The 20,611-nt window shown below is 68.3% G+C and carries 14 protein-coding genes; 9 read left to right on the plus strand and 5 right to left on the minus strand.

Going from position 1 to position 20,611, the window contains the following annotated elements:
• Entirely contained in the window at nucleotides 1-747 is a 747-nt protein-coding gene (locus ACOFKW_RS03700) for a 16S rRNA (uracil(1498)-N(3))-methyltransferase (protein WP_419816007.1), read from the minus strand.
• A gap of 6 nt (nucleotides 748-753) precedes the next feature.
• Between ACOFKW_RS03700 and ubiA the strand changes: the two genes are divergently transcribed.
• From ubiA to ACOFKW_RS03725, 5 genes are all read left to right on the plus strand, one after another.
• Nucleotides 754-1,662, plus strand: a complete 909-nt coding sequence (gene ubiA / locus ACOFKW_RS03705) for a 4-hydroxybenzoate octaprenyltransferase (protein ID WP_419816008.1) — start codon at nucleotides 754-756, stop codon at nucleotides 1,660-1,662.
• A 73-nt stretch (nucleotides 1,663-1,735) separates the two neighbouring features.
• Nucleotides 1,736-2,101 (plus strand): BlaI/MecI/CopY family transcriptional regulator, encoded by a 366-nt coding sequence (locus tag ACOFKW_RS03710; protein WP_419816009.1) that lies wholly within the window; start codon nucleotides 1,736-1,738, stop codon nucleotides 2,099-2,101.
• Nucleotides 2,098-3,423 (plus strand): M56 family metallopeptidase, encoded by a 1,326-nt coding sequence (locus ACOFKW_RS03715; protein WP_419816010.1) that lies wholly within the window; start codon nucleotides 2,098-2,100, stop codon nucleotides 3,421-3,423. Before ACOFKW_RS03710 ends, ACOFKW_RS03715 begins: the two co-directional genes overlap by 4 nt.
• Nucleotides 3,424-3,480: 57 nt before the next feature.
• Complete coding sequence (locus tag ACOFKW_RS03720; RefSeq protein WP_419816011.1) at nucleotides 3,481-4,827, plus strand: TldD/PmbA family protein; 1,347 nt, start codon at nucleotides 3,481-3,483, stop codon at nucleotides 4,825-4,827.
• 70 nt (nucleotides 4,828-4,897) lie between these two features.
• Nucleotides 4,898-5,647 (plus strand): 3'(2'),5'-bisphosphate nucleotidase CysQ, encoded by a 750-nt coding sequence (locus ACOFKW_RS03725; protein ID WP_419816858.1) that lies wholly within the window; start codon nucleotides 4,898-4,900, stop codon nucleotides 5,645-5,647.
• Here ACOFKW_RS03725 and ACOFKW_RS03730 read toward each other — a convergent pair.
• Nucleotides 5,644-7,548: a hypothetical protein gene (locus tag ACOFKW_RS03730; RefSeq protein ID WP_419816012.1), complete on the minus strand. Its 1,905-nt coding sequence runs from the start codon at nucleotides 7,546-7,548 to the stop codon at nucleotides 5,644-5,646. The genes ACOFKW_RS03725 and ACOFKW_RS03730 overlap by 4 nt on opposite strands.
• Nucleotides 7,549-7,830: 282 nt before the next feature.
• On the opposite strand from ACOFKW_RS03730, the gene ACOFKW_RS03735 reads away from it, so the two are divergent.
• The 3 genes from ACOFKW_RS03735 to ACOFKW_RS03745 all read left to right on the plus strand — a co-directional run bounded on the left by ACOFKW_RS03735 (nucleotide 7,831) and on the right by ACOFKW_RS03745 (nucleotide 12,015).
• Nucleotides 7,831-10,257: a penicillin-binding protein 1A gene (locus ACOFKW_RS03735; RefSeq protein WP_419816013.1), complete on the plus strand. Its 2,427-nt coding sequence runs from the start codon at nucleotides 7,831-7,833 to the stop codon at nucleotides 10,255-10,257.
• Between the two features lie 28 nt (nucleotides 10,258-10,285).
• Nucleotides 10,286-11,414, plus strand: a protein-coding gene (gene prfB, locus ACOFKW_RS03740; protein WP_419816014.1) for a peptide chain release factor 2 whose coding sequence is annotated in 2 segments (ribosomal slippage) — nucleotides 10,286-10,354 and nucleotides 10,356-11,414 — 1,128 coding nt in all. Because the reading frame shifts where the segments join, the coding sequence is not laid out codon by codon here.
• Nucleotides 11,415-11,538: 124 nt separating this feature from the next.
• Nucleotides 11,539-12,015: an FKBP-type peptidyl-prolyl cis-trans isomerase gene (locus ACOFKW_RS03745; RefSeq protein WP_419816015.1), complete on the plus strand. Its 477-nt coding sequence runs from the start codon at nucleotides 11,539-11,541 to the stop codon at nucleotides 12,013-12,015.
• Here ACOFKW_RS03745 and ACOFKW_RS03750 read toward each other — a convergent pair.
• A complete protein-coding gene (locus ACOFKW_RS03750) occupies nucleotides 11,981-14,839 on the minus strand; it encodes a M16 family metallopeptidase (protein ID WP_419816016.1) in 2,859 nt (952 codons plus the stop codon). The two genes, ACOFKW_RS03745 and ACOFKW_RS03750, sit on opposite strands and share 35 nt — an antisense overlap.
• Nucleotides 14,840-14,955: 116 nt before the next feature.
• Here ACOFKW_RS03750 and clpB point away from each other — a divergent pair, with 116 nt between their 5' ends.
• On the plus strand, nucleotides 14,956-17,532 hold the full coding sequence (gene clpB / locus ACOFKW_RS03755) for an ATP-dependent chaperone ClpB (protein WP_419816017.1): 2,577 nt from the start codon (nucleotides 14,956-14,958) through the stop codon (nucleotides 17,530-17,532).
• A 53-nt stretch (nucleotides 17,533-17,585) separates the two neighbouring features.
• Here the strand turns inward: clpB and ACOFKW_RS03760 are convergent, their stop codons facing one another.
• Nucleotides 17,586-19,835, minus strand: coding sequence for a TonB-dependent receptor domain-containing protein (locus tag ACOFKW_RS03760; RefSeq protein WP_419816018.1), 2,250 nt, complete (start codon nucleotides 19,833-19,835; stop codon nucleotides 17,586-17,588).
• Nucleotides 19,795-20,481 (minus strand): TonB-dependent receptor plug domain-containing protein, encoded by a 687-nt coding sequence (locus tag ACOFKW_RS03765; protein ID WP_419816019.1) that lies wholly within the window; start codon nucleotides 20,479-20,481, stop codon nucleotides 19,795-19,797. Before ACOFKW_RS03765 ends, ACOFKW_RS03760 begins: the two co-directional genes overlap by 41 nt.
• Nucleotides 20,482-20,611 lie beyond the last annotated feature (130 nt).

Consider the following 20,611-nt stretch of genomic DNA (forward strand, 5'->3'; position numbering starts at 1 on the left):
CTACCAGTCGCCCGCCAGCGCCTGCCACACCCCGACCGCGACCGCTGCCGCCGTATCCGCGCGCAGGATGCGCGGCCCGAGCGATACGCCGATCGCGCCGGGCACGGCCCGGATGGCGGTGCGTTCGTCGGGGGTGAAGCCGCCCTCGGGGCCGATCAGGATGCCCGCCGGGCCGGGCTTGGCGGCCTGCACCAGCGAGATGCCGCCTGTTTCGTCGGCGAACACCAGGGTCCGCCCGGCCGGCCAGTCGCGCAGCAGCATCGCCAGCGTCACCGGCTCGCCGAGTTCGGGCAGCGCGGTGCGCCCGCATTGCTCCGCCGCCTCGATCATGTGCGCGCGCAACCGGTCGAGGTTGAGCTTGTCGACCACCGTCCGGCGTGTCGTCACCGGCACCAGCCGCGCCACGCCGAGCTCACAGGCCTTTTCCGCCAGCCAGTCGATCCGCCCACGCTTCAGCGGCGCGGCGCACAGCCACAGGTCGGGCACCGTCTCGCGCTCGCGCAGCCGGGCCTCGCAGACCACGCCGACCGCCTTGCGCCCGACCGTGACCAGCCGCGCCAGCCATTCGCCGCTGCGGTCGTCGAACAGCCGCACCGTGTCGCCGACGCCGAGCCGCATGACGCCCGACAGGTAGTGACTGGCCGGCCCCGGCAGCGTCACGACGACGTCCTGGCCCAATGCGGCCTCGACGAACAGCCGGGCGGAGCTGGTGGGGGTGCTTGACTCAGGGGCCGGGTTTTCGCTCATGGCCCGGTGACTAGCACCGCCACCCCCGACGCGGAAACCCGCCCCTCCGGCTGGGTCGAGCTGCTGCCGCCCAGGCTTCGCGATTTCGCCCGGCTGGCGCGCTTCGACCGGCCGATCGGGACGTGGCTGTTGTTCTGGCCGTGTGCCTGGGGACTGGCGCTGGCCGGCGGCCTGCGCGACCACTGGCCGCTGCTCCTTTGGTTCGGGCTGGGCAGCGTCGCGATGCGCGGCGCCGGCTGCGTCTATAACGACATCGTCGACCGCGACCTCGACGCCCGGGTCGAGCGTACCCGCGACCGGCCGCTGGCGAGTGGCCGGGTGACGGCGCGCGCCGCCTGGGCGTGGCTGGTCATGCTCGCGCTGGCCGGGCTGGTGGTGCTGCTGCAATTGCGCTGGCAGGCGCAGGTCGTGGCGCTCGGCTCGCTGGCGCTGGTCGCTGCCTATCCGTTCATGAAGCGGATCACCTGGTGGCCGCAGGCGTGGCTCGGGCTGACCTTCAACTGGGGCATCCCGGTGGCCTGGGTCGCGGTGGCGGAACCCGGCTGGGCGCTGGCGGCGCTGTACGCCGCGGGCATCGCCTGGACGCTGGGCTATGACACGATCTACGCGCTGCAGGACATCGAGGACGACGCGATGGCGGGTATCAAGTCGAGCGCCCGGGCTCTGGGAGATGGCGCACAAGCGGGGGTGGCGCTGTTCTACGTCGTCACGATCGCGCTGCTGGCGGCAGCAATCTGGCTGGCGCACCCCGACTATCTGGCGTTCTTCGTACTGGCGCCCGCCGCACTGCACCTGGCGTGGCAGGTCGCGGGCCTCGGCGACCGCAGCCCGGCCAACGCGCTGCGCCTGTTTCGCTCCAACCGCACGACCGGGCTGCTGGTCTTCGCCGGACTGGCGGTGGTCGGCTTGGCCTGACCCCGCATAGACAGGATTGACTACAGCTGTAGGCGTGGTAACTACGCCTGTAGTCGATTCGAAGGCGAGAAACATGGAACGTATCAGCGAGGCCGAAGCTGCGGTGATGGCGGTGCTATGGGCCGGCAGCCCCCTCACCGCGCAGGACGTCATCGACCGAGTGCCCGCCGAGCGCGGCTGGTCGGGCAACACGGTCAAGACGCTGCTCGCGCGCCTCGTTGCCAAAAACGCGGTCGCGCACCAGGCGGACGGCCGACGTTATCTCTACCGTCCGCTGCTGGCCCGCGCAGATTATGTCGCCGGGGAATCGCGGCGCCTCATCGATCGCTTCTTCGGTGGAAGGCTGACGCCCCTCGTCGCCCATCTCGCAGAACGCGATGCACTTGGTGCCGAGGAGATCGCCGAGATCGAGGCCCTGCTCAAGAACCTCAAGCCGTGACCGCGTTCATCGCCTGGGGCGAGGGTGCACTGCTCGCATCTGCAGCGCTCATGCTGCTGGTCATGGGACTCCGCACGCCGGTCCGCCGATGGCTCGGGCCGAGGCTAGGCTATGCACTGTGGGTTGTGGTGCCGTTGCGCCTGGTCCTGCCGGCGTTGCCCGACAGCGTGCTTCCCCTCGCCGGCCAGACTGCCTCCACGGTGCCGATGCTGTTCGTCGGGCCCCGCGGCGATGCGGCGGCGTGGCAGGGGCTGGAGCCTTGGCACGGCGACTTGACGCTACTGGCAATCTGGCTGGTCGGGGCCGTCGGCGTCTTTGCAACCTATAGCGTGCGGCATGTTCGCTTCTGCCACAGATTGCACAACCGGGGCAGCGACCTGGGGAAGGTCGGCAGCATCCGCATCCTTGCCACCGATGTCGAAGGCCCGCTCGCCTTTGGCGTCTTCCAGCGCCGGATCGCGGTGCCCAGCGGCTTCACCACCGACTATAACCCCGTCGAACGCGAACTCGCGTTGGCCCATGAAGCGGCTCATCATGCGCGCGGCGACCTGCTCGCCAACTGGGCATCGATCTTCGTGCTGGCGCTGCACTGGTGGAACCCACTCGCCTGGGTCGCGATACGCGCCTTCCGCGACGACCAGGAATTCGCCACCGACGCGCACGTCCTTGCCGCCGCCGGCCCCGGCGCGTTGCCAGCCTACGCTCGTGTTCTCGCTAAGGCGGCGGGTATCGGCGCGCTCCCCGCCTGCAACCTGAATGGGAGCTCCAACCTGAAAGGACGTTTGATCATGCTCGGAAATCACAAGCAGACCAGCCGGCGACTTGCGCTGGGCGGGATCGTCCTGGTCGCCCTCGGTGGCACCGCGCTCGCCGCCACGGCCACGAAATCGCACAAGCCGGGCACGGCTGCCGGCGTGCAAGCGGTGACGATCGGCGTCAAGCCGGATGGCGCGGGCCACTACACCCTGGTCGTCGCCGGCGCGGCGGTCGCACCATCGGCGCCGCTGCCGAACGGCATGACCCTGCCCGCCGACTTCAGCAAAGCCGGCGGATGCGACCTCAAGCCCACCGCCAAGCCCTCCGCCATGGCGATCAAGGGCAAGGGCACGACGCAGACCTACACGGTGATGTGTGCCAGCGCGGCCCCTGCACCGCTGCGCGCCACGCTGGCAGAGGGGCTCACCAGCCTCAACACGATGCGTGCCTCTGTCGCTACGCAGCCGGCGAGCAAGGCATTTCCGGAAACCGAGCGGGCGCATGCGCTTGGCGCGATCGATCGCTCGATCCATGAGGTCGAGGCCAGCCTGACGTCAATCGGCTGACGATGCGCGACGCCTTGCGGGGATGACGAAGCCCCGCAAAGCCCCTACATCCGCGCCATGCTTACCGTAGATGCCGCGCTCGACCGCTTGACCCATGCCATGACCGAGGCGCGCAAGGCGGGGGCCGATGCCGCCGATGCGATGTACATCGGCGACGCCTCGACCTCGATCAGTGTCCGCCTCGGCGCGCTGGAGGACATCGGGCGTAGCGAAGGCGAGGAGATCGGCCTGCGGGTCTTCGTCGGCCAGCGCGTCGCCAGCGTCTCGACGTCGGACCTGTCGACCGCTGGCCTCGCGCTGGTCGTCGAGCGCGCACTGGCGATGGCGCGCGAGGCGACCGAGGACGATTACGCCGGGCTCGCCCCCGCCGACCGGCTGATGCAGGGCGCTGCGCCCGACCTCGACCTCGACGATGGCGGCGATCCGTCGGCCGATGCGCTCAAGGTCGCCGCACTTGCCGCCGAGGACGCGGCGCGCGCCGTGCCGGGCATCACAAATTCCGAAGGCGGCGGCGCCAGTGCCGGGCGCGCCGTCACCGCGCTGGCGACCTCCGCCGGCTTCGCGCAGGGCTATCGCGGCACCAGCTACGGCATCTCCGCCAGCGTCATCGCCGGCGCCGGCGAGGGCATGCAGCGCGACTACGCCTATCGCATGGCCCGCTACCTCAACGACCTCGAAGCCGCCGAGACCATCGGCAAGCAGGCCGGCGAGCGCGCCGTCAAGCGCGTCAATCCGATCAAGCTCGGCACCCAGGCGCTGCCCGTGGTGTTCGACCCGCGCGTCGGCTCCAGCCTACTCGGCCATCTGGTCGGCGCGCTGACCGGCAGCTCGATCGCCCGCAAGACCAGCTTCCTGCTCGACAGCCTGGGCCAGCAGATCTTCGCCGACGGCATCCAGGTCCTCGACGATCCGCACCGCATCCGTGGCATGCGCTCGCGCCCGTTCGACGGCGAGGGGCTGGCGACGACGCCGACGCACATCATCAAGGACGGCGTGCTGACCCAGTGGCTGATGGACTCCGCTGCGGCGCGCCAGCTCGGCCTGCAGCCGACCGGCCATGCGGTGCGCGGCACCACCGGGCCGCCAGGTGCGGGCCCGGCCAACCTCCACCTCGCCGCGGGAACGCTGAGCCCGACCGAGCTGATCGCCGATATCAAGTACGGGCTGTACGTCACCGAGCTGATCGGCATGGGCGTCAACGGCCTGACCGGCGACTATAGCCGCGGCGCCAGCGGCTTCCTGATCGAAAACGGCGAGCTGACCGTGCCGGTCGCCGAGATCACCATCGCGGGCAATCTGAAGGACATGTTCCGCGCGCTGGTGCCGGCCAGCGACCTGGAGTTCATCCACGCCACCAACGTCCCGACAATCCGTATCGACGGCATGACGCTCGCTGGTGCCTGACGCACGGATCGAGACCGGCGACGATCTGGCGTTGCTGGTCCGGGTGACGCGCGCCGCCGGCGACCTGGCGATGCAGCACTTCCACGCCGGCGTCGCGGTCTGGGACAAGTCGCCGGGCAACCCGGTCAGCGAAGCCGACCTCGCGCTCGACGCCTATCTCAAGGACCGGCTGCTCGGCGCGCGCCCGGATTACGGCTGGCTGTCGGAGGAGACCGCCGACAGCGCCGACCGGCTGGCGTGCCGCCGCGTCTGGGTGGTCGATCCGATCGACGGCACGCGCGACTTCATCCGCGGCCGCGACGGCTGGGCGGTATCGGTGGCGCTGGTCGAGGACGGCGATGTCGTGCTCGGCGCGCTGTGTGCCCCGGCGCGTGGCCAGCTTTACGTCGCCGCCAAGGGCCGTGGCAGTCACCGCGACGGCGTTCGGCTGGCGGTCAGCGGGCGGACAGGGTGCAGCGGCCTGCGCATGCCGATCGATCCGCCGAACCTGACCGCAGCCTTCTGGCCCGAGCCGTGGGACGCGGTCGCGGTGGAGAAGCCCAATTCCATCGCGCTGCGCATGGCCAAGGTCGCGGCGGGGGAGTGCGACGCCTTCATGGAGGGTCGCGTCGTCAACGAATGGGACGTCGCCGCCGCCGCGCTGATCCTGACCGAGGCGGGTGGCACCGTCACCGACCGCAGCGGCGCCGCCCTGCGCTACAACCGCCCCGAGCCGCATGTCCGCGGCGTCGTCGCGGCGACCCCGCTGGTCCATGCCGAGGTCATGCGGCGGCTGAATGCGGGCATCGCGGCGCTGGCAGCGATCCGCAAGCGCGGCTAGGCGACTAGGCGCGCACTGCGGATCGCGGGTCCGCTGCTCTTGCACGGTGCCGCGAAGATCGAGCTGTGGTGGACCAGCAATTGCCCGACCACCAGTTCAAGGCACTGGCCCAGTCCCGAGCCGACGCCGACGCCACCACTGATGTCGACCGGGCCTAGCGGCACGTAGAACAGCCCCGACAGGCTGGTATTGCTCAACCCGCTGCTGAACAGCGCGCCCGAGGCGTTGAGTGCCGGGCCGATCACCGCGACCTTGGCCAGCAGCCCCGAGGTCGGCGCGGTGACCACGACATTGTTATAACCCGGCGCGACGCAGAACGCCTCCAGCGCGCACGGGCCCGTTAGCGGCACGCCGAGCCCACCACCGACGACGAAGGTCACGCCCGAGGCCGCGACACCCTGCGACGTGCCGTTGCACATCGCGTCCGCCGCGCCGTTGACCCCCAGCAGTACCGCGCCCGTGACGGTATAGGTGCCGCCGCCGAGCACCGTCGCGCCGGCGGTGCGCAGGCTGCCGTTGATATCGTGATTGGGTGCCGAGCCGATGACCAGGCAACTGCCCGACCCGGCGTCCATGGCGATGTCGCCGGCGAACAGATAGTCGCCGGTGCCGTTGCCCAGCATCGTCGTCGACCCGACCGCCAGCCGCATCGCGGAGCCGAGCAGTGCCTTGCCGATGCGGTAGCTGTTGCCGCTGCCCGAGCCCAGCGTCATCGTCGCCGCCGCTGCGTTGTAGATGCCGTTGGAAGCGGTCACGCTGACTGGTCCGGACGCGGTGAATCGCCCCTTGTTGCACAGGCTGTAGGCCGTACCGTCGCTGCACGTGCTGAGCACGCCGAAGCCCAGGTTGAGTGCTCCGCCGGTGAATGTCATCGACCCGCTGCCGAGGTTGCGGATGCCGCCGGCGACGTTGAACACTCCGGGGCCAAAGCTGAGCGCGTCGCCGCTGCTGCTGATCTCGCCGGCGATATTATAGACCGTCGTCGCCGCGCCGGCGGTGTTGAAGTTGACGCTGTAGCCCGCTGCGACCGAGATCGACGCAAGGGTGACGGTGGCACCGCAGGCAGTGACGTTCCAGACCTTGCCGGTCAGCGCCGCGGTGCAGCCGGCGGTCTTGGCGTTCGCCACCGTCGTCGTCAGGACGCTACCCGCAAAGCTGATCGCCGGCGGCAGGATCGCCACCACGACCGGCGGCGGGACCAGCAGTTGCAACCCCGTCTGCACCACCCGCGCCTGTGCGCCGGTGATGCTGGCATCGGCGGAATAGGGATCGACGACCTGCTTACGCAACAGGTTGAGTACCTGCCCGACGGGCGCCTGGACGCCGTTGCAGGGCTGGTCCGGCGGCTGCGTGCCGTTGAAAGTCAGGCGCGCGGTGTTAATACCGGTGCCGCATGGCACGGTCACCGCGGCGTTGGCCGATACGGCGCACAGCAGCGCGTTGATCACGGTCCCGCCGTCGATCCCGATACCCGCCGTCAGGGGACCGACGACCGCCTGCAGCGAGGTCACGCACGGCCCCGCCGCCGTGACCAGCTCGACGACGGCATTGCTGGCGACGCCCAGGCTCGCACTCGGCGCGATCAGTCGCGAGAATATCAGCGGCACCTGGTCCTTGATCGTGACGCTGACCGCCTTGTTGCCATTGGCATTGGGCGAATCGACCAGCGACACGACGACGTTGCTCGCCGATACCGCGTTGATTGCCGCCAGCCCCAGCGCCGCCGAAGTCATGGCCGTGGCACTTTGGCTCGCCGTCGCGGAATTATCGAGCGCGGTGTTATAGGCGACCGCACCCGAAAAGGCCGCGACATCGGCCACCCGCTGGGTCTCGGCCTTGCGCAGCATGCCATAGCCGTATTCCGTCACCAGCCCGGTGGTGCCGACGAGCAACGGCATCATCAAGGCGATGATCGTTGCCGTCGCGCCGGACCGGCAACGAGCCAATACGGCCAGGATCGACCGATGATACAATGCTGCTGCCACCGCCACTACCCACGTTCCGGCGACCGACTCTCAACCCTGTGAGTCGATAAGCCGATGCTAAGAAGCGGTTATTTCAAGATAGTCTTAAATTCGTACTAAAAACACATATGGAATTGTACATAATCGTACAATATCGAAGAGGCTGGTTCCGCGCGTCGTCGATGCTATAGCCGCACGATGCGGAGCGATTGCGCGTAAGTGTCGGGACTGAGACGAATCCTGCTTTGGGTGCTGGGCGGCGGCGTGCTGCTTGCGGTCATCCTCGGTGCCTTCGTCTGGCTGACCATCCGCGACCTGCCGGACACTTCGACATTGGCGAAGTATACGCCGCCGCTCCCGTCGACCGTGCGCGCCAGCGACGGCACCGTGCTGACCAGTTTCAGCCGCGAGCGCCGGATCTACCTGGGCTATAACGAGATCCCGACGCGCCTCGTCCAGGCCTATATTTCCGCGGAGGACAAGACGTTCTTCCAGCATCACGGCCTCGACTATGCCGGTATTGCCGGTGCAGTCTGGACCAACTTGAAGTCGTTCGGCACCGACAAGCGTCCGGTCGGCGCGTCGACGATCACCCAGCAGGTCGCAAAGAACCTGCTGCTCAACAACGAGGTCTCGCTGGGGCGCAAGCTGAAGGAGGCGATCCTTGCCTGGCGGCTGGAAAACGCCTTCTCGAAACAGCAGATTCTCGAGCTTTACCTCAACCAGATATTTTTGGGCCGCAACAGCTACGGCGTCGAAGCCGCCGCCCAGGCCTATTTCGGCAAATCGGTGGCCGACCTCGATCTCGCCCAGATGGCGTATCTGGCGATCCTGCCGAAAGCGCCATCGACCTATAGCCCGACCACCGAGCATGGCCGCGAGCGGGCTTTGGCCCGGCGCAATTATGTGCTGCGGCAAATGCGCGCGAACAATTATATCTCCGACGCCGAACTGGCGACGGCACAGGCCGATCCGCTGCAGGCGATCCCCGGCTCCAGCCCGCGCGTCGTCCACATCGGCGACTATTTCCTTGAGGACGTTCGCCGCGCCCTGATCACCAAGTTCGGTGAAGGCCAGGAGAATGGCCCGAACAGCGTCTATGGCGGCGGCCTGTGGGTGCGGACCTCGATCGACCCGTTCATCCAGGCGGCGGCCGAGAAAGCCCTGCGCGACGGGCTGGTCCGCTATGAGGCGCAGCGGCCGTGGCGCGGACCGGCGGCGCACATCGATACCGGCGACGGCTGGCCCGGCCGGCTCCGCGCGACGCGGATCGCGACGGGCTATTCCGACTGGTACCCAGCAGTCGTGCTGAGCAACAGCGACGGCGACACGCGCCTGGGCTTTGCCGATGGCAGCGAGGGCCGCATGCCCGCGTCCTCCGCCCAGCGGCTGTTGCGCGGCACCAACATTCCCGCCTCGCGTGCCCTCAAGGTCGGCGACGTCGTTCCAGTCGCCAAGTCGGGTAGCGGCTATGCGCTGCGCCAGGTTCCCGAAGTCTCTGGCGGCATGGTCGTCGAGGACCCGCACACCGGCCGCGTACTGGCGATGGTTGGCGGCTTCGACGCGCGCGCCCAGTCGTTCAACCGCGCCACGCAAGCGCTTCGCCAGCCCGGCTCGACCTTCAAGCCGATCGTCTATGCGACGGCGCTGGAGAATGGCGCGACACCATCGTCGATCTATGTCGACGCGCCGTATTGCGTCTTCCAGACCAAGCGGCTGGGGCAGAAGTGCTTCAAGAACTTCAGCGGCGGCTATGCCGGCGCGCAGACGATGCGCTGGGGCCTCGAGCAGTCGCGCAATCTGATGACCGTCCGCATCGCCTACGACACCGGCATGGACAAGGTGGTCAAGACCGCCGCCGACCTCGGCATCGGCAAATACCCGGCGGTCCTTGCGATCGCGCTCGGCGCTGGCGAAACCACGGTGCAGCGTCTCGTCAACGCCTACGCCCAGCTGTTCAACGCCGGTCGCAAGCTGGAGCCGACGCTGATCGACTGGGTCCAGGACCGCAACGGCAAGACCATCTACCGCGCCGACACCCGCATCTGCGAAGGCTGCGAGGCGCCAGACTGGAACGGTGGCGCCATGCCTCGCCCCGGTGGCGTGCCCAAGCAGATCATCGACGCCCGCACCGCCTATCAAATCGTCCACCTGATGGAGGGAGTCGTCACCCGCGGCACCGCGATGGGCCTTGCCAGCATGAACCGCCCGCTGGCCGGCAAGACCGGCACCACCAACGGCCCGACCAACGTCTGGTTCATCGGCGGCACCCCCGATCTCGTCGCCGGCCTGTACATGGGTTACGACAAGCCGCGCAGCCTTGGCGGCTATGCGCAGGGCGGCACCGTCGCGCTGCCGATCTGGCGCCAGTTCGGCGAGAAGGTGCTGAAGGACGCGCCCAAGCTGCCGTTCGTCATCCCGCCCGGCATCCGCATGGTCACCGTCGAGCGCCGCTCCGGCAAGCGGGTCTATGGCGCCACCCCGACCGACGAGCGCAAGGCGCTGGTCATCTGGGAAGCCTTCAAGCCGGCCAGCGAGCCGCGCCGCACCGGCAGCCTGAAGCAGCCGAACTCGATGCTGCCCGGCACCCACGAGGTCGTCCGCTCCGACGCCGACTTCTTGCGTAACAGCGGCGGCATCTACTAGAAGCGGCGCTCATTAAGGACATTGCACCATGCGCGCCGAGGGCCAGGCCCATATCGACCAGATCAAACAGGCGCTGGACCTGTTGAGGAGGTTCCTTTGACTGGGATCGTGCACTCCGCCGTCTCGACGAGCTGAACGCCCGGGTCGAGGACCCGACGCTCTGGAACAACCCCAAGGCGGCACAGGCCGTTATGCAGGAACGCCGGCGCCTCGATGAGGGCGTCTCGGCGACCCGTGCCATCGAGCGCGAGATGTCGGAGCTGATCGAGCTTACCGACATGGCCGAAGCCGAGGGCGACGACGCCATGGCCGACGAGAGCGTCGCCTCGCTCGCCGCATTGGCGGAGCGCGCCGAGCGCGACAAGGTCCAGGCGCTGCTGGCCGGCGAGGCCGACGCCAACGACAGCTATATCGAGGTCAATTCCGGCGCCGGTGGCACCGAGTCCCAGGACTGGGCCTCGATGCTCAGCCGCATGTACCAGCGCTGGGGCGAGCGCCACGGCTACAAGGTCGAGCTGATCGACTATCACGCCGGCGAGCAGGCCGGGATCAAGTCGGCGACGCTGCTGCTGAAGGGCGCCAACGCTTACGGCTGGGCCAAGACCGAAAGCGGCGTCCACCGGCTGGTGCGGATCAGCCCGTACGACTCCGCCGCGCGCCGCCACACCAGCTTCGCCAGCGTCTGGGTCTATCCGGTGGTCGACGACGACATCGACATCGTCGTGGAGGACAAGGACCTGCGCATCGACACCTACCGCGCCTCAGGGTCCGGCGGCCAGCACGTCAACACCACCGACTCCGCGGTGCGCATCACCCACATCCCGACCGGCGTCGTTGTCGCCTGCCAGAACGAGCGTTCGCAGCACAAGAACAAAGCCACGGCGATGAAGATGCTGAAGGCGCGCCTGTACGAGCGCGAGCTGGCGATCCGCGAGGCAGCGGCGGCGGACGTCGAGGCCGGCAAGACCGACATCGGCTGGGGCCACCAGATCCGCTCATACGTCCTGCAGCCCTACCAGCTGGTCAAGGACCTGCGCACCGGAGTGACGTCGACGGCGCCATCCGACGTGCTGGACGGCGCGCTCGACCCGTTCATGGCAGCGGCGCTGTCACAGCGCGTGACGGGTGAGTCGGTGGTGGTCGAGGACGTCGACTAGGACGGTTGCGCGGACATTCGAACACCCGTCATCCCGGCGCAGGCCGGGACCCATCAGGCGAAATCTGGGGTGATGGGTTCCGGCCTGCGCCGGAATGACGGCAAGAACCAATAGAGGAGCTCTGATGCTGCCCTTCGTCATCGCCGCGCTGCTCGCCGCACCACAAGCAGCAGCCCCCCACGCAACTCCCAAGCGCCACCCGGTCGCGCGCCACAAGGTCGCGCCTGCACCCAAGGCCGCCGCCGCTGCCCAGGTCACGCTGCCCGGCGGCACCATCGTCACCGACGTCAAGGTAGGCACCGGCGCGGTGGCGGAGACCGGGCACTACGTCCTGGTCCATTACACCGGCTGGCTCTACGTCGACGGCAAGCGCGGCAAGAAGTTCGACTCCTCGCGCGATCGCGACCAGCCGTTCCCCTTCCCGCTCGGCGGCGGCCAAGTCATCGCCGGCTGGGACGAGGGCATCGCCGGCATGAAGGTCGGCGGCCAGCGCACCCTCGTCATCCCGCCGCAGAGCGCTTACGGCGCCGACGCGGCCGGCCCCGACATACCCGCGAACTCCACGCTTATTTTCGACGTGGAGCTGCTCGCGGTACAGTAGCGCCGGGCGCGTCCCGCCGCACTTCCAGCGGCAGGCCCAGCTTGCGCAGCTGCGGCTCGACCGTCGCGCGGTCGCCGACCACCACCCAGGTCATCCGGTCGACGTTCAGCGCCACCGCCGCCGCATTGACCTCTGCCGGGGTCATCGCCCGGTAGCGGTCCGACAGCTTGGTATAAAAGTCGTCGGGCCGTCCGAGCAGCGCATTGCGCTCCAGCGCGCCCAGCACCGCGCCGCCGCTCTCGAACTCGCCGGGCAGCGAGCGCACGCTGTTGTTGACCGCTCCGGTCAGCTCGGTGGCGTCGATCGGCTTGGTCCTGAGCCCCGCGACATCGGCGATCATCGCGGCGATGCTGTCGCCGGTGCGATCGGTCTGTACCGGCGCGACCACCGAGAACGACACCTGCTCGCGCGCGTCGCCGATCGCCGAGCCGACGCCATAGGCCCAGCCCTTGGCCTCGCGGATGTCGCTGTTCAGCCGCGACGTCGACAGGCCGCCGAGGATGTCGTTGCCGACGCGCAGCACCAGCGGATCGTCGACGCCCTTGATCGGCAGCACGACGCCGCCACGGATGATCGACTGCGGCGATCCGGGCCGGTCGATCAGCACGATGCGCGCCGCCGGCGGTGGCGTGATCGTCGCGAAGGTCTTGACGACGCGCGGTGTCGCCGGCGCCTTCCAGTCACCCAGCGTCGACTCCAGCAACGGCTTCAGCTCGGCCATGGTGACGTCGCCGACGACGAAGATCTCGGCGGTGTCCGGGCGGATGGTGCGGTCGTGGAAGGCGATCAGGTCGGCGCGGGTGACGGCCTTGACCCCCGCGACGGTGCCCGAGCCGGGGCGGCCGTACGGATGGTCGGGGCCCCAGATCAGGCCGGGCAGCGTCCGCCGCGCCAGCGCACCGGGATCGGCCAGCTCCTGCGCAATGCCGGCCAGCGCCTGCCCGCGAACCCGCTCGATCTGGTCTGCCGGGAATACCGGGTGGCGCACGATATCGCTGAACAGGTCGAGCGATGCAGCGAGGTTGGGCTTGAGCGCATCCATGCCGACACGCGTCCGGTCGAGCGCCGCCGAGGCACCGATCGAGACACCCAGCCGCTCCTCGCTGCGTGCGATCTCGGGCCCGGTGCGCGTCGTCGTGCCCTCGTCGAGCAGCGCCAGCATCAGCGAGGTCAGGCCCGGCTTGGCCTTGTCGTCGGCCGCCAGCCCGGCGTCGAACGCCAGCGTCATCCGCACCACCGGCACCGTCGTCCGCCGCGCCAACGTCACCTTCAGACCATTGGCCAGCGTCGCGCGCTCGACGGCCGGCAGCACCAGGTCGGGCACACCGGTCACCGTCGGCAGCACCGACCGGTCGACGCCCTTGGGCGCCCCCGCAACGGCGGTGCGAATCGGCGGCGCGGTCGCGCCCTTGGGAGCATCCTCCGGCCCGGCAATCGACTTGGCGACATCGCGCGCCTCGCGCTTGCCGTTGAGCACGGTCAGGCGAAAGTCGCCACGCGCCAGCCAGGTCCGCGCGGCGGCAGCGACGCTGGCCGGGGTCGCGTCGGCATAGCGCTGCAACTCGGTGCGGTAATAGCCCGGGTCGCCGGCATAGACCGCACCCTCGGCCAGGCTGACCGCCTTGCCGCCGAAGCCGCCGACCGCCTCCAGCCCGCGGATCGTGCCGGCGACGTTGCGGGTGACGACGCGCTCGACCTCGTCCGCCGTCGGGCCGTCCTTGAGGAACTTGGCGAACAGCTCGTCGATGCGCCTGTCGACGACGGCCGGATCGACGCCGGGGGCGACATCGACGGTGAACTGCGCCTGGCTGACCTTCTCGAAAGCCGAGACGCCGCCGCTGACGCCCACCGCCAGCCGCTTGTCGCGAACCAGGTCCTCGTACAGCCGCGAGGTCGCGCCATTGGCCAGGATGGTCGCCGCGATATCGACCAGCGGCGTCACCGCATCGGTCCGCGCCGGCAGCGCATAGGCGCGGGTCAGGCGCGGATTGGCGACCGCGTCGTGCATCGTCTCACGCGTCGTCGTCGTCCGCCGCGGCACGGTGGCAACGAAGCGCCGCGGCTCCGGCCCGCGCGGAATGTCGCCGAAATACTTCTCCATCAGCGGCTTGGCGGTCGCCAGGTCGATGTCGCCGGCCAGCACGACGACGGCATTGTTCGGTCCATAATTGGCGCGGAACCAGTTCTTGACGTCGTCGAGCGATGCCGCCTGCAGGTCGGCCATGCTGCCGATGGTGTCGTGGCGGTACGGATGGCCGGGCGGGAACAGCCCCTCCAGCACCGCGTAATCGGTCAGGCCGTAGGGCTGGTTGTCGCCCTGCCGCTTCTCGTTCTGGACGACGCCGCGCTGGGCATCGAGCTTCTTCTGGTCGATCGCGCCGAGCAGATGCCCCATCCGGTCGGATTCGAGGAACAGCGCGAGGTCGAGCGCCGGGGTCGGCACGTTCTCGAAATAATTGGTGCGGTCGAACCAGGTCGAGCCGTTGGAATCGGTCGCGCCGACATCCTCCAGCCGCTTGAAGAAGACGCCATTGTTATGCTCCGAGCCATAGAACATCAGATGCTCGAACAAATGCGCAAAGCCGCCCTTGCCCACCGGCTCGTCCTTCGATCCGATGTGATACCAGACGCTGACCGCGACCACCGGGGTCTTGCGGTCGGTGTGGACGATGACGCGCAGGCCGTTCGCCAGGGTGAACTGGTCGTAGGGAATACGCACCTGGTCGACCAGGACCTTGGTCGGTGCCGGGGCAACCGGTGCGGCCAGTGCCGGCGCTGCAGTCGCCAGCAAAGCGGCCATGATGGTACCCGTCAGTTTGAGCATCGACGTCTTTCGTGCTGCGTGGAGGCTGTTACCTAATCACGTGCCAGCCGCTGCGCCAGTGTGACTTGTGTTGCTCGGATACCACACCATATCCGGCGGGTCAGAAGAGGGCTTCCATGAACATCGAGAGATTCACCGACCGCGCCAAGGGCTTCCTCCAGTCGGCGCAGACCGTGGCAATTCGTAACAGCCACCAGCGCATCACTCCGGCGCATCTGCTCAAGGCGCTGCTGGAGGATGAGCAGGGCATGGCGTCGGGCCTGATCCGCGCCGCCGGCGGCCGGCCCGAAACCGCGCTGCAACTGACCGACCAGGCGCTCGCCAAGCTGCCGGCCGTCAGCGGCGCCGGGGCTCAGGGCTTGAGCTGGGACAACGACACCGCGCGCATCCTCGATTCCGCCGAGCAGCTGGGCACCAAGGCGGGCGACAGCTTCGTCACCGTCGAGCGGCTGCTGCTGGCGTGCGCGCTGGCGACGACTACCGATGCCGGCAAGGCGCTGGCCGCGGCGGGCGTTACCGCCCAAGGACTTAACGGCGCAATCGAGCAGCTCCGCCAGGGTCGCAGCGCCGACACCGCGGGCGCCGAGGACCGTTATGATGCGCTCAAGAAGTTCGCGCGCGACCTGACGCAGGCGGCGCGCGACGGCAAGCTCGACCCGGTCATCGGTCGCGACGAGGAGATCCGCCGCACCATCCAGGTGCTGGCGCGCCGCACCAAGAACAACCCGGTGCTGATCGGCGAGCCCGGCGTCGGCAAGACCGCCATCGTCGAGGGGCTGGCACTGCGCATCGCCAATGGCGACGTCCCTGACGGCCTCAAGGGCCGCCGCTTGATGGCGCTCGACATGGGCTCGCTGATCGCAGGGGCGAAGTACCGCGGCGAGTTCGAGGAGCGCTTGAAGGGCGTGCTCGACGAGGTCCGCGCCGAAGGCTCCGACGTCGTGCTGTTCATCGACGAGATGCACACGCTGGTCGGTGCCGGCGCGTCGGAAGGCTCGATGGACGCTTCAAACCTGCTCAAGCCCGCGCTCGCCCGCGGCGAACTGCACTGCATCGGCGCCACGACGTTGAACGAGTATCGCAAGTACGTCGAAAAGGACGCCGCGCTCGAGCGTCGCTTCCAGCCGGTGTTCGTCGGCGAGCCGACCGTCGAGGATTCGATCTCGATCCTGCGCGGCCTCAAGGAGAAGTACGAGCTCCACCACGGTGTCCGCATTACCGACGGCGCCATCGTCGCCGCCGCGACGCTGAGCAGCCGCTACATCGCCGACCGCTTCCTGCCCGACAAGGCGATCGATCTGATGGACGAGGCCGCCTCGCGCCTGCGCATGGAGGTCGAGTCGAAGCCCGAGGAAATCGAGAACCTCGACCGTCGCATCATGCAGCTCCGCATCGAGCGCGAGGCCCTGAAGCGCGAGAGTGACGCCGCCTCGAAGGACCGGCTGGCGACGCTGGAGGGCGAACTGGTCAACCTCGAGGAACAGTCCGCCGCGCTGACCGCCCGCTGGACCGGCGAGAAGGACAAGCTGGCTGGTGCCACCAAGGTCAAGGAACAGCTCGACGCCGCCCGGCTGGAGGTCGAGCAGGCCCAGCGCGGCGGCGACTATGCCCGCGCCGGTGAGCTGACCTATGGCCGCATCCCCGAGCTGGAGCGCCAGCTCGCCGACGCCGAGGGCGCCACCGCCGGGGTGATGGTCCGCGAGGAGGTCACTTCGGAGGACATCGCGGCGGTCGTCTCACGCTGGACCGGCATCCCGGTGGAGCGGATGTTGGCCGGCGAACGCGAGAAGCTGATGGCGATGGAAACCACGCTCAGCGCGCAGGTCATCGGCCAGGCGGCGGCGGTCAAGGCGGTATCGTCGGCGGTGCGCCGCGCCCGTGCCGGACTGCAGGACCCCAACCGTCCGCTCGGCAGCTTCCTGTTCCTCGGGCCGACCGGCGTCGGCAAGACCGAGCTGACCAAGGCGCTGGCGACGTTCCTGTTCGACGCGTCGGACGCCATGCTGCGCATCGACATGAGCGAGTATATGGAGAAGCATTCGGTCGCGCGCCTGATCGGTGCGCCGCCGGGCTATGTCGGCTATGACGAGGGCGGCGTGCTGACCGAGGCGGTGCGGCGACGCCCGTACCAGGTCATCCTCTTCGACGAGGTCGAGAAGGCCCATGCCGATGTCTTCAACATCCTGCTGCAGGTGCTCGACGACGGGCGGCTGACCGACGGCCAGGGTCGGACGGTGGACTTCACCAACACGCTGATCGTGCTGACCTCGAACCTCGGGTCGCAGTACATCGCCGGGCTGCGCGACGACCAGGCGGTGAGCGAGGTCGAGCCGCAGGTGATGGAGATGGTCCGCGCCCACTTCCGGCCGGAGTTCCTCAATCGCCTCGACGAGATCGTGCTGTTCAACCGCCTCGGCCTCGAACACATGGGCGGCATCGTCGATATCCAGCTCAAGCGGGTCCAGTCGCTGCTCAAGGACCGCAAGATCGTGCTGGTATTGAGCGACGCGGCGCGGCGCTGGCTGGCGCGGGTCGGCTATGACCCGGTCTACGGTGCGCGCCCGCTCAAGCGCGCCGTCCAGCGGTTCGTCCAGGACCCGCTCGCCGACCTGATCCTGTCCGGCGAGGTCCCGGACGGCAGCACCGTCGAAGTCGACGAGGGCGATGGGCGGCTGCTGCTCAAGCCCGCCTGACACGAAAAAGGGCGGCCCCGCGAGGAGCCGCCCTTCTTTGAGTTTTGCCCGGACTAGAAGCGGAACGAAGCGCCGGCCCGGAACGTGCGGCCGATGACACCGGCATAGTGCCACGTCGGCAGGTAGTTGATGCCGGAGTAGGAAGCCGGCGCCAACGGGGCCTTCGCGTTGGTGATGTTGCCCATGTAGAAGTTGAAGGTGAAGTTGTCGTTGACCTGCACCGCAGCGTTCAGGTCGGCGTAGATGAAGCGGCGGATGTTGCACGACTTGGCGCCGGCTGGGTACAGCGTCGGTGCTGCGACGGCGCACGACAGGTCGATGACACCGGCAGCGTTCGGGGTCTCTTCATCGGCGGCGACAGCCTTGATCTTCGAGACGTAATAGGTCGTCGCGGAGACCGAGAAGGCACCGATCTGCAGGGTGTTCTGCCAGTTGCCGCGCCACTTCGGCGTACCGGCGCCCGACGACAGTTCGTACGGCCCGAGGGTGCCGACATACTTGCGGGTGACGCCGTCGCCCTGGTTGACGTTGTACTTCAGCACGTCCGTGACATCGACGCGGCTGACGAACTTCATGTCGTTGCCCAGCGGCACCTCGGCGGTGGCGCCGAAGTCGAGGCCCGAGGTCTTCTGGCTGGCGCCGTTGACGTACGGGGCGTTGATGATCAGCACGCGCTGCAGGGCGGTCGGGAACAGCGGGTCGATGGCGTCGAGCGCAGCCACCGAATAGCCCGGCGCCAGTGCCGTACCGGCGTAATAGGCGGCACGAGCGGTAGCGGCGTCAGGGCCGGCGACGATGACGTCGGTCTTCTTGATGTTGTAGTAATCGACCGTCAGGCTGAGCCATGGCACCGGCTGCACGACGACACCGGCGGTGAAGCTGCGCGACTTTTCGGGCTTCAGGTCGGGGTTACCCGTGAAGCCCGTGCCGACGTTGTACGACTGGGTGTACGGGTTGGTGTTGCCGGCCGTGTTCAGGCCGCCGTGGGCAAGCTGGAAGCTGGTCGGCGGCGTCGTGTTGACGAAACCGGCGAAGCTGCTCAGCGGGTTGCTCTCGGCGAAGGTCGGGGCGCGGAAGCCCTTCGAATAGGTACCGCGGACGGCGACCTGCTTGATCGGCGTGAACTTGGCACCGATCTTCGGCGAGAAGTGGCTGAAGCCCTCCGAATAATGGTCGTAACGACCCGAAGCATTGACCTCGAGGGTGTCGAGGATCGGTGCGTCGAGCTCGAAATACGCCGCGGTGACGGTGTGCTTGCCGAAGGCCGCCGAGGTGTTGGCGAACTTGGTCAGGCCCGGGTTGACGCTGTTGTTCTCTTCGACTTCGCGCCGTGCCTGGCCGCCGATGGCGAGCTGCAGCGGACCGCCGGGGAGTTCGAACAGGCTCTTGGTGATCGACGCGTCGAGCGAGACCAGCGAGGTGTGCGAGCCGACGGTGTAGGTCGGCGCGACCAGCTGGCGGGTCGCCTCGGTGTTCAGCTCCGGATTGACGAAGTTGTAGGCACCGGTGTTGATCGCCTGCTTCAGGCCGGCGATGTCGATGTTGCCGACCGGGGTGACGCTGAGATTGTCCTTGGCGCCGACGGCCTCGACGCGCCACGTCCAGTCGTCACCGAAGTGACCATTCAGGCCGGCGGTGCCGCGGATGACCTCGTTGCTGCGGTCGCTGCCCAGCGGAATGTCGCCGAACAGGTAATAGATGCGCGCGGCGCCGTTGGCCGGGGTGGCGGCGTTGGCAGCGGCATAGGGGTTGTTCGGGTTCAGCTTGCGGTCGGCGGCGACGGAGCAGTTGACGCCGCTGGCGCAGATGTAGACCGGCAGGACGATGCCCGGGTTGTTCGAGGCCAGGGTCGGCGAGGCGCCATAAGGCTGCGTCTGGCGGATCGCCGAGTGCAGGCGGCGGATGTTGACCTGGTTATGCGTGTAGGTGCCGCTGACATAGGCTTCGATGTTGTCGCTGAGACGGATGCTCAGGCGGCCGGCGAAGGAGTAACGCTCCTGCGACGGCTGGAGCTGGTCGTAATCGAAGGTGTTGTCGTGCTTGCAGCCGACGCCGCCGGCCGCACCGGCGACCGTGAAGGTGTTGCCGGGGCAATTCAGGTTGAGCGTCGTGTACTGGCCGGTCGCAGCAGCGCCGCCGGTGAACGGATTGTTGAGGTCGGATTGCGTCGTCTGGCGCACGACGGCATTGGCGGTCGCGGTGGTCAGCGCGCTGTCGGCGGTGTTCTGGTCCGACAGGCCGATCGAGCTCAGGTCGAGCGTGTTATAGGGGGAACGGGCGATCCTTGGCGTAGATCGAGCCATCCTTCTGGTATTCGGCGTTGACGTAGAAGTTCCAGCCGGACGACTGATAGTCGCCATAGCCGGCGGTGATGTTGGCGCGCTTGCGGCCCGAGTCACCCTTTTCGGAGATGCCGCCCTCGACGGTGCCGGCGACGCCGACGAACTGCTTCTTCATGATCAAATTGACCACGCCGCCGATCGCATCGGCGCCATAGGTCGACGAGGCGCCGTCCTTGAGGACTTCGACGCGCTCGACGATGCTGAACGGGATCGAGTTGAGGTCGACATAGGCGTTGTGGCCGTCGTCGTTGAGCGGGAAGTTGGCGCTGCGCAGGCCGTCGATGACGACCAGGGTCGACGAAACGCCGAGGCCGCGAAGCGAGACGGCCGAGCCGCCGGCGCTGAAGCCGTTGCGGAAGCCGGTCGAGATCGAACCCGCGCCATCGGCCGAGATCGAGCGAACGGCGTCGGCGATGTTGGTGATGCCGGCACGCGTCAGCGTCTCGGTGGTCAGCACGGTGACCGGCGAGGGCGTCTCGACGTTGCTGCGGCGGAACAGCGAGCCGGTGACGACGATCGTCTCGGCAGTGTCGACGGCGGCGGTGGTCGTGGTCGGCGTCGTCGCGCTGGCCGAAGCGGCGTCCGGACCAGCGGTCTGTGCGAGCACAGGCGCCGCAAATAGAACTGCGCCGCCGACTATCGTCGAGGCAAGCAGGCGTGCACGAGAAATCTTCGCGTTCATTAAGACCCCTTTGCGAGCGCCTAGCGCCCGCTGATTTGATGCTGGATGCCGCTCG

It is taken from the genome of Glacieibacterium sp. (assembly GCF_965200405.1).
GTDB lineage: Bacteria > Pseudomonadota > Alphaproteobacteria > Sphingomonadales > Sphingomonadaceae > Glacieibacterium.